A 17416-nucleotide genomic window follows, 5' to 3' on the forward strand; every position below is an offset into this window, starting at 1 on the left:
GTCATGAGCCTTCACCCTGATATCGCCGCGTTGCTCGAGATGATCCAGCTCGGAACCGAAACCGGCGCGCGCATCCCGTTTCCGCAACTCACGCCGGCGCAGGCGCGCGCCGATTTCGACGCCTCCTCGCCGCTGCTGGATGTCGATCCGCCGCCGCTGGCGTTCGAGAGGCAGCTTGCGCTGCCGATGCGCGACGGGACGGAGATTGCAGGGCGGCTCTATGCAACGCGGCCGTTGGATGTCGCCGATCCGATGCCCGTGCTGCTCTACATGCATGGCGGCGGCTTCGTCGTCGGCAGCCTCGACTCGCACCAGCCGCTGTGCCGCGGCCTCGCGGATGACAGCGGCGCGGCGGTGCTGTCGATCGACTATCGGCTGGCGCCGGAGCATCGGTTTCCGACGGCGTTCGAGGATTGCGTCGATGCGCTCACCTGGATCGGGGGCGAGGGGCCGGCGCTTGGCTTCGACCCGCGGCGAGTCGCGATCGGCGGCGACAGCGCGGGCGGAACGCTGGCCGCGGCGCTGGCAATCGCCGCGCGCGACGACCGGGCCTTGCCGCAGCCGATCCTTCAGGTCCTCGCTTATCCCGGGCTCAGCCCGCAGCAGATCTCGGACTCCTACGAGAACTACGGCTCGGGCTATCTGCTCGAGCGCGAGACCGTCGACTGGTTCTTCGACCACTATCTGCCCGAAGGCACTGATCGCCACGACTGGCGATTTGCGCCGCTGGCGGCCTCCGACCTCACGCGCGTCGCACCCGCGCTGATCGTGCTGCCCGAGTTCGATCCGCTGGTCGACGAGGGGCAGGCCTATGCCGCACGCTTGCGCGAGGCCGGCGTCGCTGTGGACTTGAAGGTCTATCCCGGCATGGTCCACGAGTTCCTGCGCATGGGCAGCGTCGTGCCCGACGCCCTCCAGGCCCGCGCCGACATCGGCGACAAGCTCGCCGCTGTCTTCGCCACACGAATGGGAGCCGGCGGCCGATGATGACGCCATCCAATCTGGCAATCGCCAACGTCGGAAGCCTGCTGCGGCCGTATTGGCTGCTGCTGGCGGCAGCCTCCCTGCTTGGCCTGCTCGGCGGCGCCAGCGTTGCGGGTCTGCTCGCCGTGGTGAACCGCGGCCTTTACGCAGGCGCAGGCGACGTCGGCGGCCTGATTGCCTCGTTCGCGGGTCTCTGCATCCTGATCGTGATCGGGTCGGTTGGCTCTGACATCAGCGCCAATATCGTCGGGCAGCGGATCGTGGCCTCGTTGCGCAAGTCGCTGGCCGCCAAGATCCTGATGGCGCCGATCGACCAGCTCGAAGCCTATCGGTCGCACCGCCTCATCCCGGTCCTGACCAAGGACGTCGATGCCATCAGCGATTTCGCCTTCTTCTTTCCCGCCTTCCTGGTGTCCGGCGTCATCGTCGCCGGCTGCCTGATCTACCTCGCGGTGCTGTCGTGGCCGTTGTTCCTGGTCACGGCAATCTTGATCGCGCTCGGGTCGTTCGTCCATTACCTCGCCCGCAAGCGCGGAATGACGGGCTTCAATCTCGCGCGCCAATACGAAGACGATCTGCAGAAGCACTACCGCGCGATCTCCGACGGTGCCAAGGAGCTCCGTCTTCATCGCCAGCGCCGGCGCCATGTCCATGTCGATCTGATCGGACGGACGGTCGACCGGATCGGCGACGTGCAGATCAAGGCGATCAATCTGCTGGTGACGGCGCGTGCGCTCGGGACGGTTCTGCTGTTTCTGGTGATCGGGACCGCGCTGGTGCTGCGTCCACTGCTGTGGCCCGACAGCCCGGCCTCGGTGTCCAGCGGCTTCGTGCTGGTGCTGCTGTTCATGCGCGGACCGATCGACCAGTTGATCGGCATGCTGCCGTCGCTCGGCCGCGCCCAGGTTGCGATGCGCCGGATCGCCGAGTTGTCGGAGCGTTTCACCGCCGCAGAGGCTGAACTGCTCGATGATCCCCAGGATCGGACCGCTGAGCAGATCGAATCCATCGAGCTGCGCGGCGTCTCCTACGCATTCCCTGCGTCGTCATCCGAACGCCCTTTTGTCATCGGACCGATCGACCTTCGCATTCGCCGCGGCGAGATCGTCTTCATCGTCGGTGAGAACGGCAGCGGCAAGACGACGCTGATCAAGCTGCTGCTTGGACTCTATGTGCCGGACCGCGGCGTGCTGCTGCGCGACGGCAATCCCGTCGTCAGCGAGACCCGCGACGACTATCGGCAGCTCTTCACCACGATATTCTCGGACTATTTCCTGTTCGACACCCTGGCGCAGCAGAGCAACCAGCCGCCTGACCTCGCACATCGCTATCTCGATCGACTCGAGCTCGCTCACAAGGTCTCGATCGATGGCGGCGCGTTCTCCACCACCGACCTGTCGACGGGCCAGCGCAAGCGGCTCGCCCTGATCAATGCCTGGATCGAGGGACGGCCGGTGCTGGTGTTCGACGAATGGGCGGCCGATCAGGATCCAGCGTTCCGCCAAATCTTCTACACCGAGCTGCTCGCCGACCTCAAACGTCTCGGCAAGACGATCATTGTGATCTCGCACGACGATCGCTACTTCCACTGCGCCGATCGGATCGTGCGTCTGCGCGACGGTCGGATTGACGCCAGCGACGCCGCGGAACGCCGCGAGCCGGCACAAAGGCAGCGCACGCTTACGACTGTTCTGCATGAACCCGCTGCATCGCTTGGAGCATCGAAGCCGTGAGCCGCATCTTTGTAGTTAATCTAAAAACAGCGCTACGGACTTTGTTGTCTTCGTCGTGCCGGCCGATCTACATCCTGAGCGGGAGTGGACAGAGATGACGCCCGTGCAGATCAATGAGAGGGAGGGAGTTCGCATGAGCGCGACCGCGAGCGTTACGGGCAGTATCCGGACATTCCCTGTCGCAATCGACGCGACAATGTCGGTCGTTCGCGACGATGACGGGCTTCGGGTGATCGCGGACGGCGCGCCACTGCTGGCGCTTCGGCCGGATGGCGAACTGACGCGTCTGATCGTGCACGACGGGGTCGATGATTGGCGCCGGCTGTCGCGCGGAGCCGCGGCAATGGCCGAAGCGGTCTTTGCCTGGACGCCGTCGCTGCAGAGGCTCGACCTTGCACTCGACGACAACCCGGCAGCAGCATCGGCCCTTGCGAACGATGGCCTCGCGGTGGTGACCGACGGCAGGCTGGCGCTGTATCCGGACATGGTGATGCAGTTTCGCGAGAACTGGCTGACGGACGCCGCGCGCCCGGCGTTTCCACAGTCCTACGCGATGACCGACGGCAGGCGCCATCCGCGGCGGCCGCCCAAGCCGGTCGGCACCGTCTACGCCCGTTTCATTCCCTGGCTGTCCGACGTCGTCAGCTTTCGCGTCATCGACATCGCTCACGATCTCCCGTTGGTCCACCGCTGGCTCAACGATCCGCGGGTGGACTCGTTCTGGAACGAAGCGGGGGACATCGACAAGCACCGGCAATATCTGTCACGGATCATGTCGGACCCGCACATGGTGCCGCTGATCGGCTGCTTCGGGGATCGGCCGTTCGGCTATTTCGAGCTCTACTGGGCGAAGGAAAATCGTATCGCGCCGTTCTATGATGCGGCGGACTATGATCGTGGATGGCACGTGATCGTCGGCGAGGACGGCTTTCGGGGCCGCCGCTTCATCACGGCCTGGCTTCCCTCACTCATGCACTACATGTTCCTCGACGACTGTCGCACCGAACGTGTCGTCGGCGAGCCGGCGGCGGCACATTCCCAGCAGCTTCGCAACCTGGATCTGGCGGGGTTTGCCCGGATCAAGAATTTCGATTTCCCCCACAAGCGGGCAACCCTCGTCATGTTGCTGCGAGAACGCTTCTTCGGCGATCGGCTGTGGCAGCCGGCGGCCAAGGAAGCACCCACAGAAGCCTAGCGCGGACGGAGCATCACCATGTCGTATCATCCTGCCCCTGACTATGATGTCGTCGGCGTCGGCTTCGGGCCATCGAACCTCGCATTGGCGATCGCGCTCGACGATTGCTTCAGACAGCAGCGTCTGAAATGCCGGTCCTTGTTCCTGGAAAAGCAGCGGGACTTCAAATGGCATGGCGGAATGCTGCTGCCCGGCAGCAACATGCAGATCTCCTTCCTCAAGGACCTGGTATCGCTGCGCGATCCGACCAGTCCGTTCACCTTCGTCAACTACCTGCATAAATCCGGCCGGCTGCTCGACTTCACGAACTGCAAGACGTTCTATCCCAGTCGGATCGAGTTCAACGACTATCTCCGATGGGTCGCCGGCCAGTTCAGCACCACGGTTGCCTACGGAGAAACGGTCGAGTCTGTCGAGCCCGTGCATAGCGGTCAATCCGTCACCGCGCTTCGTGTGCTCACGCGCATGGCTGACGGAAAAGAGCGATCACGCGTCACGCGTCACCTCGTGGCGGCCGTCGGCGGCGTGCCGCACATCCCTTCCATATTTCAACCGATCGCGAGGGATCCGCGGGTCGTGCACACCAGCGGCTATCTGAGTTCATCGCTTGCGGCAGGATCGGATGGCCGGTCGCCGCGGGTGGCGGTCATCGGCGGTGGACAAAGTGCGGCTGAGGTCACGCTCGATCTGAGCGAGCGGCTTCCGGACGCCCGGATCGATCTGGTCTTCCGTGGGCACGCGCTCAAGCCGGCGGACAGCAGCCCGTTCGTGAACGAGATCTTCAATCCGGACTACACCGATTATTTTCATTCGCGGTCCGATCGGCAGCGCGAGACGATCGTCCGCAGCTTCCGCAATACCAATTATGCGGTGGTCGACCCCGACCTGCTCGATCAGCTCTACCGGATGACGTACCAGCAGCGGGTTGCGGGCGCTCGGAAACTGGCTCTCCATCCGCGCAGCGAGATCGTCGCAGCCTATGCTTCCCCTGAGGGGATGGTGCTCGAGATCGTCAACAAGGACGAAGAGGTCCGCCGCCGGGCCGCGTACGATGCTGTCGTGCTCGCCACCGGCTACGAGCGATCTCCGATTCCGGCGTGTCTCGATCCGATCAGCCGCTACATCGAATCGGCGTCGCTCGACCGCGACTATCGTCTGCAGACGAGCCCGGCGTTTCGTCCGCAGGTCTATGTGCAGGGCTGCGCCGAAACCTCGCACGGCCTCAGCGACACACTCTTGTCGGTGCTGCCGATGCGGGCACAGGAGATCACGCAGTCGCTGGTGTCGGCAACAGAACAGGACGCGGCGCCGTCTCACGACCAGGCTGAGCGCGTGTATTCGTGATGGACGGCCGAATGCAAGCCGCGAGGAGCGCGCCGCGCGCGGCGTCATGAAATGAGACGAAACGATCGGGCCGTCCCTGGCGTGTCGCGGTCGAATTGTCATCGGGGGGCGCCGTGCCTGCAATTGCTGGATTGCCGACATCTCGGGTCGGCCGGCGGGTGCGGTGGAGTGCAGGAATGGAAATGGGTGAGCCGCATCTGCCTGAGCGGGCCGTAACCTTGCTGGTGTCGAGTGAATACGCGCGGCTCGTCGGGCGGACCATGTCGGAACGGCTCGACTACATCGTCGACATCGCCTCGCTGCATACGCGCGACGAGTTGGTGCGGCGGCTGGACCTCGGCCGCGTGGTCGTGCGGCAGGTCGAGAAATGGCTCGCGTTCCATGGGCGCCGTTTGCGGCGTCCGAATGAAAGCATCGATATCGTCATGTGCGGATTGGAGTTTCGGAAGCGGCGTGTCCGGCGCTCCCGGGTGGCGGTACGAACGCGACGATTGAACGGCAGGACGCTCCCCAGGGAGCCAGGCCGAGGCGGCTGAACGGCTCGGGCTCTGCCTGAGCGGCGAGCCCACCGGAGGCTCCCATCGAGGCACTAACGGGACCGCGATGCACACGGAATGCACCGCGGGCGTTATCGCGTCGCATCATGGAAAATGAGACTCGTCGTCAAGGTCGAGGCCGGGCGGGTTGCGCGGGGGCTCGGCTCATCCGCTAGCCTCCGCGGTCGATGGGGGCTCACCGTCGCTCGTCAGAGATGGCGCGAGGCGACGGGAAGGTCCACTGCCAACATGGCCAAGAAAACAGTGGCCGGCACACGCTCGTGTGCCCCAGCAATGGGCGACAAGGGAGGAGTTCGATGCACATGCGAAGTGTAGGTATCGCCGTGTTCACGGCGCTTTTGCTGTCCAGCACAGCGTTCGCGCAGGAGAAGATCAAGGTCGGCGTCACCGCGACGCTGGAGGGCACCTATACCGTGCTCGGCGAGGACGGAATGCGCGGACATGTCACCGCGCTGAACGTGTTGGGTAAGAAGGTCGGCGACAAGGAGCTGGAATTCGTCGTCGCGTCGACCGACGCCACGCCGGACTCGGCCGTCCGTGCCGTGCGCAAGCTGATCGAGCAGGACAAGGTGCAGATCCTGCTGTCGCCGCTGTCGGGCGACGAGGGCATCGCCGTCAAGAACTTCGCAAAGACGCACCCCGAGCTGACCTTCGTCAACGCCGCGTCCGGTGCGCAGGAGACCACCTATGTCGATCCTGCGCCGAACTTCTTCCGCTTCAACATGGATGGCGCCCAATGGCAGGTCGGCCTCGGCAAATACGCCTATGAGACCAAGGGCTACCGCAAGATCGCGACCGTCGGCGAGGACTATTCCTTCATCTACACCCAGGTGTTCGGCCTGGCGCTGGAGTTCTGCGGCCTGGGCGGCAAGATCACCAGCCGGCAATGGGTCCCGCTCGGCACCAAGGATTTCGCGTCGGTGATCGCGGCGCTGCCCGATGATGTCGATGCGATCTATCTCGGCCTCGGCGGCGCCGATGCCGTCAACTTCCTCAACCAGTATCAACAGGCCGGCGGCAAGGCGCACCTGATGGGCGGCTCGATCATGATCGACCAGACCATCCTGTCGTCCAAGGGAAATGCCAAAAACGCCCTGATCGGTACGATTGCTGCATCGGGTCAGGCCGATACCTGGGAGGATCCGCGCTGGCAGAAGTTCGTGAAGGCCTATCAGGACTCGTTCCCGCCGGAGAAGCGCTTCCCGAGTCCGTCGCTGCTGGCGACCAACTATTATGGCTCGACCATGGCGTTGATCCTGGCGCTGCGCGAGGTCAATGGCGATCTGTCGAACAACCAGGCCAAGCTCAAGGCGGCGCTGGCGAAGATCGAGATCGATGCCCCCAACGGCAAGATCAAGCTCGACGCCAACCGCCAGGCCATCGGCACCAACTTCGTCACCGAGGTGGTCGACGACGGCAAGGGCGCGCTGTTCAGCAAGGTCGTGAAGGTGATCCCCGACGTCAACCAGACGCTGGGATACGACGCCGCGACCTTCGCCAAGATCGGCCTGCCGAGCCGCACCGTGCCTGAATGTAAGAAGTACTGACCTTTCGACAGGGAGCGACGCGGCTCGAGCGGGCTCGGGCCGCGTCGTCGCGTCCCTTGCTTTCTGACATGCAATGATCGACGCTGACGAATAATAAAAGCCATTTCGGTGAGGAAGTGATGAGTAGGGCGCTCGCCGTCTTTCATGCTCGCTTCGGCCGTGCGACGGTTTATCAGCTCAATCGGCCATTCAATGTGCATGCCCATCGCGAGGGACATCTGATCTTTCACGTTGGTGGGACGCCGGCCGACATCGACGTCTGCGACCAGCACTATCAGATCGGTGAGGACTGGATCGTCGCGGTCAATCCGTGGGAACCGCACAATTTCCTGCCGAACGACATCGACAACGGCGCCATCTTTTTTGTGCTCTACGTCAATGCGGAGTGGTTCACGCCCTCGGCTGCGCGCGAGCAGGGCCTGCGGTTTGGCCGTACCTGCTTCCGGCGGACTGCCGCGCTCGATCGCTGTATTCGCCGCACCGCAGCGTTGGTATGTGGCGCGCCATCGCTCGGCTGTCTCGACGGCGAGCTGAGGCAGCTCATCGACAGTTGCTACGAGGAAAGCTGGCGCGTCTCGGAGCAGATGCCCGAACGGCCATGCGCGGAAGTGACGGACTTTCGTGTTCGCAAGTGCATCAAGCTGATGTCGGACAGTCCGTGCGCCGAGATCGAGCTCGATCACATCGCCCGCGAATCGGGACTGTCACGGCCTCATTTCTATCGGCTGTTCCGCAGCCAGACCGGTGTGACGCCCAATCTCTATCTGAATACGCTGCTGATGGAGCGAGCGCTCGATGCCGTCGTGGCAACGGAAGCGCCGATCGCCGATATCGGCTTCGATCTCGGATTCACCTCGCAGAGCGGCTTCACGCGGTTCTTCGCCGGCAATGTCGGCATGGCGCCGACCGACTATCGCCGCGCTGCAAAAGTGCTGCGCGCCTGACCTGCTGCTGCGCGTCGCGCGAAAAGAGACTGTCGATCAAGTGCGCACTCTCGTCTGCCGCTACACTCTGGGCAACGTGATCCGCAGAAGGATCCGACGAGGGAGGACGAGCGATGGCCGGCAGACCCGGCGATCTTCGGCTGAATGCGCCTTTCCGCTGTGACGACGGATCCGTCCCTCGTATCCTGAGGGAGGGGTGATGAGCCGCTTCATCGAGCGTCACCCGATCTGGTCCCTCATCATTCTCCTCGCCTTGGCGCTGCTGGCGTGGCTGATCTTCGCCGTGTGGCCGCCGGGGCTCGAGGAGGCGATCGGCCGCAAGAAGGTGTTCCTGAGTGCGGTTTTCAACGGCATCACGCTGGGCGGACTGTATTTCCTTGTCGCGAGCGGATTCACGTTGATCTTCGGCCTGATGCGCAACGTCAATCTTGCGCACGGCTCGCTCTATCTGCTTGGCGGCTATGTGGGCTACGGCGTGTCCGCCGCGACGGGGTCGTGGATCCTCGCCTTCGTCGCCGCCTTCATCGTCGTGGCGGCCATCGGTGTTCTCCTGCAACTGCTCGTCTTCCGCCGCATGGAGGGGCAGGACCTGCGCCAGACCATGGTGACGATCGGCCTCTCGATTGTGTTCGCCGATCTGATGCTGTGGGCGTTCGGCGGCGACTTCTATCAGATCCAGACGCCGGCCTGGCTGATCGGGCCGGTGCAGCTGCCGCTGATGACGGCGATGAAATCGTCGGGCGAGGCGGTGTTCCTGCAATATCCGCTGGTGCGGCTGGTGATCTTCTGCGGCTCGGTCGTGATCGGCATTGCGATGTGGCTCGCGCTCAACCGCACCCGCGTCGGCATGATCGTGCGGGCCGGCGTGGATGATCGCGAGATACTAGCGGCAACCGGCGTGCAGATCCAGCTCGTCTTCGTGCTGGTGTTCGCACTGGGCGCGGGGCTGGCCGGCATTGCCGGCGTGGTCGGCGGAACCTTCCAGTCCATCTCACCCGGCGAGGACACGCGCTTTCTGCTGGCCTCGCTGGTCGTCGTCATCGTCGGCGGTATGGGATCGATCCCGGGAGCCGCGCTCGGCGCGCTGATCATTGGGCTCGCCGAGCAGCTCGGCTCGGTCTACATCCCAACCTATGCGATCGTCGTGACCTTCCTGATCATGGTGCTGGTGCTCGCGCTGCGGCCCCAGGGCCTGCTGGCGAGGCGATGAGATGTCGCTGATCCAGGAGGCACGTGCGCGGGAGAGCATGCTGGCAGGCGGCGCCGCACGGCAGCCGGTCGCGTGGTCGGCCACCGAGCAGCCCTGGGCCTGGGCGGTCGCCGCGCTGCTGCTGATCATGCCGCTGATCGCCAACGGCTTCTTCCTGATCGAGATCTTCGGCACGACCCTGATCCTCGGCACCATCGCGCTGAGCCTGATGTTCCTCGCCGGCTATGGCGGCATGGTCAGTCTGATGCAGCTGACGATCGCGGGCTTTGCCGGCTACATGGTTGCCGTTTTCGGCGTCAGCGGCAACGCCAATATCAGCCTCGGCTGGCCGTGGTGGTTGGCGACGCCGGTGGCGCTGGTGCTCGCGGTGCTGTTCGGCACGCTGGGTGGTGCGCTGGCGGTGCGCACCGAGGGCATCTACACCATCATGATCACGCTCGCGATCGGCGCGGCGTTCTATTATTTCACCAACCAGAACTGGGCGATCTTCAACGGCCACACCGGCATCAACACGATCGCCACGCCGCATGTTCTCGGCGTCGATTGGCGCACCGATATCGCGTTCTATTACCTGACGCTGGCGGTGGCCGCGCTGTGCTATTTCGCTGTGCTCTATCTGTCGCGCGCGCCGTTCGGCCTGGCGCTGCAGGGCGTGCGCGACAATCCCAGGCGCATGGCCGCGCTCGGCTTCAACGTCAATGCGCATCGCATCGCCGCCTATGCGTTCGCGGCCCTGATCGCCGGCATGGGTGGCGTGCTGCAGGTCTGGAACTATCGGCAGATCTCGCCCGGATCGGTCGCGGTCGAGCGCTGCATCGACATTCTCATCGTCGCCGTCGTCGGCGGCATCACCCGGCCGGTTGGGCCCTATATCGGCGCCTTCATCTTCGTCATCCTGCGCACTTTCGCGCTCGACTTCCTGGTCAAGGTCGGGCTCGACGGCAACCGGTTCCGGCTGCTGATCGGGCTCGGCTTCCTCGCCATCGTGTTCTGGTCCTCCGACGGCGTCATCGGTCTCTATGAGCGGTGGCGCAAACGCGGCCAGCGCACGGAGGAGCGGCCCCGTCCGGGAGGTCACGGCCATGGATAGGGTCGCGGACCGGCTCTCAGCGCTCGGCTCGACCGCAGCCCTCGAATTGCGTGGCGTGACGCGGATGTTCGGCGCGCTCGCCGCGCTGACCGACATCACGATCACGGTGCGGCCTGGCGAGCGGCGCGCGGTGCTCGGCTCGAACGGCGCCGGCAAGACCACCTTGTTCAACTGCGTGACCGGCGACTTCCTGCCGACGTCAGGCACGATCCGCTTCTTCGGCGAGGACATCACCGCCTTTCCGCCCTACGAGCGGATCCGCCGCGGGCTGCGCCGCACCTACCAGATCTCGGCACTGTTCCTCGGTCTGTCGGTACGCGACAATGTCTATCTGGCATGCCGTGGCGTCTCGCGCGCGCGCTTCTCGATGCTGCGTCCCAGCGCCAATGACGCCCTGATGCAGGCGGCCGAGCGCCTGATCGAGGCCGTGCATCTGACGTCCGTGCGTGATCAACTGGTTTCGGAGCTCGCCCATGGCCAGCAGCGGCAGCTCGAGATCGCGCTGGCGCTGGCCGGCGCGCCCCGATTCATCCTGTTCGACGAGCCGGCGGCGGGTCTGTCGCCGACCGAGCGGCGCGAGCTGGTCGAGATCCTGACGTCGCTGCCGCCGCACATCGGTTACATCATCATCGAGCACGACATGGACGTGGCGCTGCGCGTCGTCGAGAGCGTGACGATGATGCACAACGGCCGCATCTTCAAGGAGGGCGCACCGCAGGAGATCGAATCCGATCCGGAGGTGCAGGAGCTCTATCTCGGAGGCGGCCATGAATGATATCCGCCGCTCCGCGCCTGCGCTCGAGGTCCGCGGCCTCGACGTCTACTACGGCCATTCGCATGCGCTGCAGGGCGTCGACCTCCGGCTCGACAGCGGAGTGTTCTCGCTGGTCGGCCGCAACGGCATGGGCAAGACGACGCTGTGCAAGGCCATCATGGGCCTGCTGCGGCCGTCCGGAGGGACGGTGCGGCTGCGGGGAGAGGATATCACGGGCCTCAATCCCGCGCGCATCGCGCGGCTCGGCGTAGGCTACGTGCCGCAGGGGCGGCGTCTGTGGCGCTCGCTCAGCGTCGACGACCATCTGCGGCTCGCGGCCGGCCAGCGCCGCGGCGCCTGGACTGTCGAGCGCGTCTACGAGACGTTTCCGCGGCTCGCCGAGCGCCGCAACAATGGCGGCGGGCAGTTGTCCGGCGGCGAGCAGCAGATGCTGGCGATTTCGCGCGCGCTGCTGACCAATCCGCAGCTGCTGATCATGGATGAGCCGACGGAGGGCTTGGCGCCGGTGATCGTCGCCCAGGTCGAGGAGATGCTGATCCGGCTCGGCCAGGACGGCGACATGGCGGTGCTCGTGATCGAGCAGAACATCGGCGTTGCAACCGCAATCTCGGCCCGCGTCGCGATCATGGTCAATGGCCGCATCAACCGCATCATCGACTCGGCCCGGCTCGCCGCCGACCGCGAGCTGCAGCAGCGCCTGCTCGGCGTCGGCCAGCATGCCGGCGACGAGACGGATCTCGGCACGGGGCAGGACGGCGACGCGCCCGCCGCACGTGCGGCGGCGCCAACGACGCCGAAAGCTGCGCCCGTCAAGGTTTACGTCTCCAATCCCGTGCTGCCGACGCGCTGGTCGCAGCCGGTGCCGATCGCGCAGATCGAGGCCAAGGCGCGCACGCTCTCCACCAGCGTCAGCCGGCTTGACGAGGCCGCGCGCCAGGGCCGTGAGCGCGCCGTGCCGATCGCGTCAGGTCCGCCCGCGGTGATCGTCGCCGGCACGCTCGACACCAAGGGTGACGAACTGCGCTTCATTCGCGATCTCGTCGCGAGCCACGGGCTGCGCACCCGGCTGGTCGACGTCTCCACCAGCGGACGCCATACGAGCTGCGACGTCTCGGCCCAGGAGGTCGCGCTCAATCATCCGCGCGGCGGCTCCGCCGTGTTCGGCACCGATCGCGGTGCATCCGTCACGGCCATGGCCGACGCGTTCGCGCGCTGGCTGCGCCGGCAGGACAATGTCGCAGGCATCATCTCGGCGGGCGGCTCCGGTGGTACGTCGCTGGTCGCACCTGGCATGCGCGAGCTCCCCGTCGGCGTGCCCAAGCTGATCATCTCCTCGGTCGCCTCGGGAGACGTCGGCGCCTATGTCGGGCCGGCCGACATCGCGATGATGTACTCGGTCACCGACGTCCAAGGACTCAATTCGATTTCGCTGATGGTGCTGAGCAATGGCGCGCATGCGCTTGCCGGCATGGTGATGGCGCGCGAGCAACGGTCCGCTGTCGCTGATCGCACCCGACCGCAACGTCCCGCGATCGGCATCACCATGTTCGGCGTAACCACGCCGGCGGTGCAGAAGCTCACCGCCGAGCTGCGCGACGACTACGAGTGCCTCGTCTTCCACGCCACCGGCGTCGGCGGCCGCTCGATGGAGAAGCTGGTCGATTCCGGCATGCTCGCCGGCGTCATCGATCTCACCACGACTGAGGTCTGCGACCTGCTGATGGGCGGCGTGTTTCCGGCAACCGAGGATCGCTTCGGCGCGGTCATCCGCACCCGCGTGCCCTATGTCGGCTCGGTCGGCGCGCTCGACATGGTCAATTTCGGCGCGCCCGAGACCATTCCGGAGCGCTATCGCGGCCGCAAGTTTCACGTCCACAACCCGCAGGTCACGCTGATGCGGACGACGGCGGCGGAGAACGCGCAGATGGGGCGCTGGATCGGCGAGCGGCTCAACCGCATGGACGGGCCGGTCCGGTTCTTCCTGCCCGAGAAGGGCGTGTCGGCCCTTGATGCACAGGGACAGCCGTTCTTCGATCGCGAGGCGGACGAGGCGCTGTTTCGCAGCCTCGAACAGACGGTGCGGCAGACCTCGAACCGGCGCCTGATCCGCGTGCCGCATCACATCAACGACAATGAGTTCGCAGCAGCGATCGTCGGTGCCGTCAGGCCGATGCTCGGGCGGCTGCCGACGCGGCGCAGACAGGCGAGGTGATGGTGATGCCGAGATATGAGCGCGCACCGCTGCTGAAGAAGTTTCGCGACATGGTGCGCCGTGGCGTGCCGATCATCGGCGGCGGGGCCGGCACCGGCCTGTCTGCCAAATGCGAGGAGGCCGGCGGCATCGACCTGATCGTGATCTACAATTCCGGCCGCTATCGCATGGCCGGCCGCGGTTCGCTCGCCGGCCTGATGGCCTATGGCGACGCCAATGCCATCGTGGTCGAGATGGCCAGCGAGGTGCTGCCGGTGGTGAAGTCGACCCCGGTGCTCGCGGGCGTCAACGGCACCGACCCGTTCCGCGACATGGATGTGTTCCTCGACGAGCTGAAGTCGCTCGGCTTCTCCGGTGTGCAGAACTTCCCAACCGTCGGCCTGATCGACGGCACTTTCCGCGCCAACCTCGAGGAGACGGGCATTTCCTACGCGCTGGAGATCGACATGATCGGGCGCGCGCACGACAAGGACCTGCTGACGACGCCTTACGTCTTCAATGAAGCCCAGGCCGCGGGCATGGCGATCGCGGGCGCGGACATCATCGTCTGCCATCTCGGTCTGACAACCGGCGGCTCGATCGGCGCGCAGACCGCGCCCAAGCTCGAAGACTGCCCCGGCCTGATCGACAGCTGGGCCTCGGCCGCGCTCAGCGTCAACCCGGAGATTCTGGTTCTGGCCCATGGCGGCCCGATCGCGGAGCCGTCCGACGCCGACTTCATCATGAAGCACACCAAGAACTGCCACGGCTTCTACGGCGCCTCCTCAATGGAGCGGCTGCCGGTGGAGCGCGCGCTGACGGAGCAGGTACGACATTTCAAGGCAATCAGCGCGCGGCCACGCCGCGTCTGAGGTGACAACACGAGATCCGGCAGCCCTGGCGCTTGGCGCCACGCTCGCCGGACGGAGACTGAGGGAGGAATGAGATGTCCGGGGTTCTGATCGGTGAGCTGATCCTTTGGCTGATCATCGCGATCATCGTCATCGTGGTCGCAGTCTACATCGTCAACTGGCTGTATCATCGTTCGTCGAAGGAGGTCTCCTTCGTCCGAACCGGTTTCATGGGTGAGCGCGTCGTCATCAATGGCGGCGCCTTCGTGATGCCGTTCATTCACGACTATACGCCGGTCAACATGAACGTGCTGCCGATGGGAATCACGCGCGCGAAGCAGGACGCCGTGATCACGCGTGACCGCATGCGGGTCGACGTCGAAGCCGACTTCTACGTGCGTGTGCAGCCGACCAGGGAAGCGGTGTCGATTGCGGCCGCGACGCTCGGCCGGCGCACGCTCGAACCGGAAAAACTGCACGCGTTGCTCTCCGGCAAGTTCATCTCCGCCCTGCGCGCGGTCGCGGCCGAGATGACGATGGAGCAGATGCACGAGGAGCGCGGCGACTACGTGTCCCGCGTGAAGGCGGCCGCCTCCGAGGCGCTGGCGCAGAATGGCCTGGAGCTGGAATCGGTCGCGATCACCGATCTCGACCAGACCGACCTCGAATTCTTCAACCCCTCGAACCGGTTCGATGCCGAGGGTCTGACGCGGCTGATGGAGGACATCGAGAGCAAGCGCAAGCTGCGCAACGACATCGAGCAGGACTCGATGATCAAGATTCGCACCCGCAACCTCGAAGCCGAGCGCGAGGCGCTCGATATCGAGCGCGAGAGCGAGACGGCGCGGCTGGAGCAGGAGCGCGACATCGAGATGCGCCGCGCCCTGCAGCGGACGGAAGTGGCGCGCGAGCGGGCGCTGCGCGAGACCGAGGCCGAGCAGGCACAGATCATGGCGCGCGAGGCGATCGAGAAGGCGCGGATCGCGAACGAGCTGACGATTGCCGAGGCCCGAATCGCGGCCGAGCGCGACACGCGGCAGCGCGAGATCGAGCGGACGCGTGCCGTCGAAGAGAGGGAGCTGCTGGCGCGCGAGGATATCGAGAAGGCTCGTATCGCCAATCAGCGGGCCATCGATGCCGCGCGGATCGAATCCGAGCGCGAGGTGCGCCAACGCGATATCGAGCGGACCCGCACCATCGAGGAAGCAGAGATCGCGGCGCGCGAGGCGGTCGAGAAGGCGCGGATCCAGCAGGATCGCGTCGTCTCCGATGCGCGCATCGCCAATGACGAGGAGACACGCCGCCGCGAGATCGAACGCACCCGCGCGGTCGAGCAGGCGGAGATCGCCGCGCGCGAGGCGACCGAGAAGGCGCGCATCGCGCAGACCATGATCGTCAATCTGGAGCGCATCAGCTCCGACGAGCGCACCCGCGCCACCGAGATTGCCCAGGTGCGCAACATCCAGGAGGCCGAGATCGAAGCGCAGAAGGCGGTCGAGGCCGCCCGGATCGCGCGCGAGCAGGCATTGTCGGCGGAACGGATCGCTGCCGAGCACGCCACGCGCAAGCTGGAGATCGAGCGCAACCAGGGCGTCGAGATCGCCGGCATCGCCGCGCGCGAGGCGACGGAAGCCAGCCGCATCGCGCAGGAGGAGCGGGTGCGTGCGCTGGAGATCGCGCGCATCCGGACCATCGAGGAGGCGGACATCGCCTCGCGCGAGGCGATCGAAGCGGCCCGCATCGCCCAGGAGCTGGCTGTAACAGCCAAGCGGATCCAGTCGGAGAAGGAGACGCGCAGCCTGGAGATCGAGCGCACGGAGGCCGTCGAGGCCGCCGATCTGAAGCGTCGGGAGGCGGTCGAGCGGCGTCGCATCGAGGTCGAGCTGGCGCTGGAGGCCGAGCGCATCGCCTCGTCGCGGACGCGCGAGGTGCTCAACATCGACCAGAAGAAGGCGATCGAGCTCGCCGACGAAACCCGCGTGATCGAGCTCGCTGCCAAGCGCGCCGAGCGCATCGATGCGGATCGCCAGGTCAAGGAAGCCGAGATCGTTGCGCGCAAGCAGGTCGAGACCGCCGATGTCTCGCGCGAGCAGGCGCTGGAGGCTGTCCGGCTGGAGCGTCGCCGGGCGATCGAGCAGCTCGAGGTCGCGCGCGTCCAGTCGCTGCAGGAGGCCGAGATCGCGGCCCGTGAGGAGGTCGAACGCGCCCGCATCGCCTCCGATCGCGGTCTCGACGAGGCCCGCATCGGCCGCGAGCGCGAGCTGCGCAAGCTCGAAGTCAATCGCGAGAAGGACGTCGAGACTGCGCTGATGGAGAAGGCGATCGCGCTGTATCAGAAGTCGCTGGAGGAATCCGCGGCCAAGGTCGCGGCCGAGGAGGCGCGCACGCGCGCAACGGAAGCGGCAGAGAAAGTGGTCACCGCGCGCGAGAGCGAGATCGCCCGCCGCCGTAAGACCGTCGAGGTGCTGCTCGCCGAGAAGCAGGCCGAAGAGACGCGGATCGCGGCCGAGGCCGAGCGGGTTCGTGCCGCGGTCGAAGCCGAAGCGCAGAAGCTGCTCAACGAGGCCGAGAACGTCCTGACCGATCAGGCGCGCTACTCGCTGTTCCGGCGCAAGCTGCTCGACCGCATCGAGGGCATCGTGCGCGAGAGCGTCAAGCCGATGGAGAAGATCGAGGGCATCCGCATCCTGCAGGTCGACGGCTTGAACGGCAATGGCGGCAACGGCAATGGCGGCCGCAGCGCGACCGACGAGGTGATCGACTCCGCGCTGCGCTACCGCGTGCAGGCGCCGCTGATCGACTCCATCCTCTCCGACATCGGAGTCGAGGGCGGCAGCCTCGCCAAGATGCCCGGCCTGATCCGCGAAGCCAGGGACATGCAGGGCATCCGGAAAGAGACGTCCGCGCGCAAGGATGCAGGCGGCGGAGGTGGAGCAAATGATGCCAGCCCATCCGAGCCGCCAGCCGACCGCGGTCCGCGCAAGAAGGGGTGAGG

Annotated in this window: 13 protein-coding genes; all 13 read left to right on the top strand. The window is 65.8% G+C overall.

Annotated features, from left to right (window positions below; translation table 11 throughout):
- Positions 1-3 precede the first annotated feature (3 nt).
- The gene (locus QW845_RS18230; protein WP_315802944.1) at positions 4-987 is read left to right on the top strand and encodes an alpha/beta hydrolase; all 984 of its coding nucleotides are present in this window, start codon (positions 4-6) and stop codon (positions 985-987) included.
- On the top strand, positions 984-2717 hold the full coding sequence (locus tag QW845_RS18235; RefSeq protein ID WP_315802945.1) for a cyclic peptide export ABC transporter: 1734 nt from the start codon (positions 984-986) through the stop codon (positions 2715-2717). The genes QW845_RS18230 and QW845_RS18235 overlap by 4 nt, the downstream gene beginning before the upstream one ends.
- Positions 2718-2850: 133 nt before the next feature.
- Positions 2851-3912: a GNAT family N-acetyltransferase gene (locus QW845_RS18240; RefSeq protein ID WP_315803162.1), complete on the top strand. Its 1062-nt coding sequence runs from the start codon at positions 2851-2853 to the stop codon at positions 3910-3912.
- A gap of 18 nt (positions 3913-3930) precedes the next feature.
- Entirely contained in the window at positions 3931-5256 is a 1326-nt protein-coding gene (locus tag QW845_RS18245; RefSeq protein WP_315802946.1) for a lysine N(6)-hydroxylase/L-ornithine N(5)-oxygenase family protein, read from the top strand.
- A gap of 182 nt (positions 5257-5438) precedes the next feature.
- A complete protein-coding gene (locus tag QW845_RS18250) occupies positions 5439-5792 on the top strand; it encodes a hypothetical protein (RefSeq protein ID WP_315803163.1) in 354 nt (117 codons plus the stop codon).
- Positions 5793-6109: 317 nt separating this feature from the next.
- Complete coding sequence (locus QW845_RS18255; RefSeq protein WP_315802947.1) at positions 6110-7360, top strand: ABC transporter substrate-binding protein; 1251 nt, start codon at positions 6110-6112, stop codon at positions 7358-7360.
- Between the two features lie 119 nt (positions 7361-7479).
- The gene (locus tag QW845_RS18260) at positions 7480-8304 is read left to right on the top strand and encodes an AraC family transcriptional regulator (protein WP_315802948.1); all 825 of its coding nucleotides are present in this window, start codon (positions 7480-7482) and stop codon (positions 8302-8304) included.
- Positions 8305-8503: 199 nt separating this feature from the next.
- Positions 8504-9514, top strand: coding sequence for a branched-chain amino acid ABC transporter permease (locus QW845_RS18265; protein ID WP_315802949.1), 1011 nt, complete (start codon positions 8504-8506; stop codon positions 9512-9514).
- 1 nt (position 9515) lies between these two features.
- Positions 9516-10604 carry a branched-chain amino acid ABC transporter permease gene (locus tag QW845_RS18270; RefSeq protein WP_409997935.1) on the top strand — a complete coding sequence of 363 codons (1089 nt, stop codon included), beginning with the start codon at positions 9516-9518 and terminating at the stop codon, positions 10602-10604.
- Positions 10597-11379, top strand: coding sequence for an ABC transporter ATP-binding protein (locus QW845_RS18275; protein WP_315717437.1), 783 nt, complete (start codon positions 10597-10599; stop codon positions 11377-11379). The genes QW845_RS18270 and QW845_RS18275 overlap by 8 nt, the downstream gene beginning before the upstream one ends.
- Positions 11372-13591 (top strand): ABC transporter permease, encoded by a 2220-nt coding sequence (locus QW845_RS18280; RefSeq protein WP_315802950.1) that lies wholly within the window; start codon positions 11372-11374, stop codon positions 13589-13591. Before QW845_RS18275 ends, QW845_RS18280 begins: the two co-directional genes overlap by 8 nt.
- Before the next feature lie 5 nt (positions 13592-13596).
- Entirely contained in the window at positions 13597-14442 is an 846-nt protein-coding gene (locus QW845_RS18285) for a phosphoenolpyruvate hydrolase family protein (RefSeq protein ID WP_315802951.1), read from the top strand.
- A 74-nt stretch (positions 14443-14516) separates the two neighbouring features.
- Positions 14517-17414 (top strand): flotillin family protein, encoded by a 2898-nt coding sequence (locus QW845_RS18290; protein WP_315802952.1) that lies wholly within the window; start codon positions 14517-14519, stop codon positions 17412-17414.
- Positions 17415-17416 lie beyond the last annotated feature (2 nt).

Source organism: Bradyrhizobium sp. SZCCHNS3002, from assembly GCF_032377435.1.
Classification (GTDB): domain Bacteria; phylum Pseudomonadota; class Alphaproteobacteria; order Rhizobiales; family Xanthobacteraceae; genus Bradyrhizobium.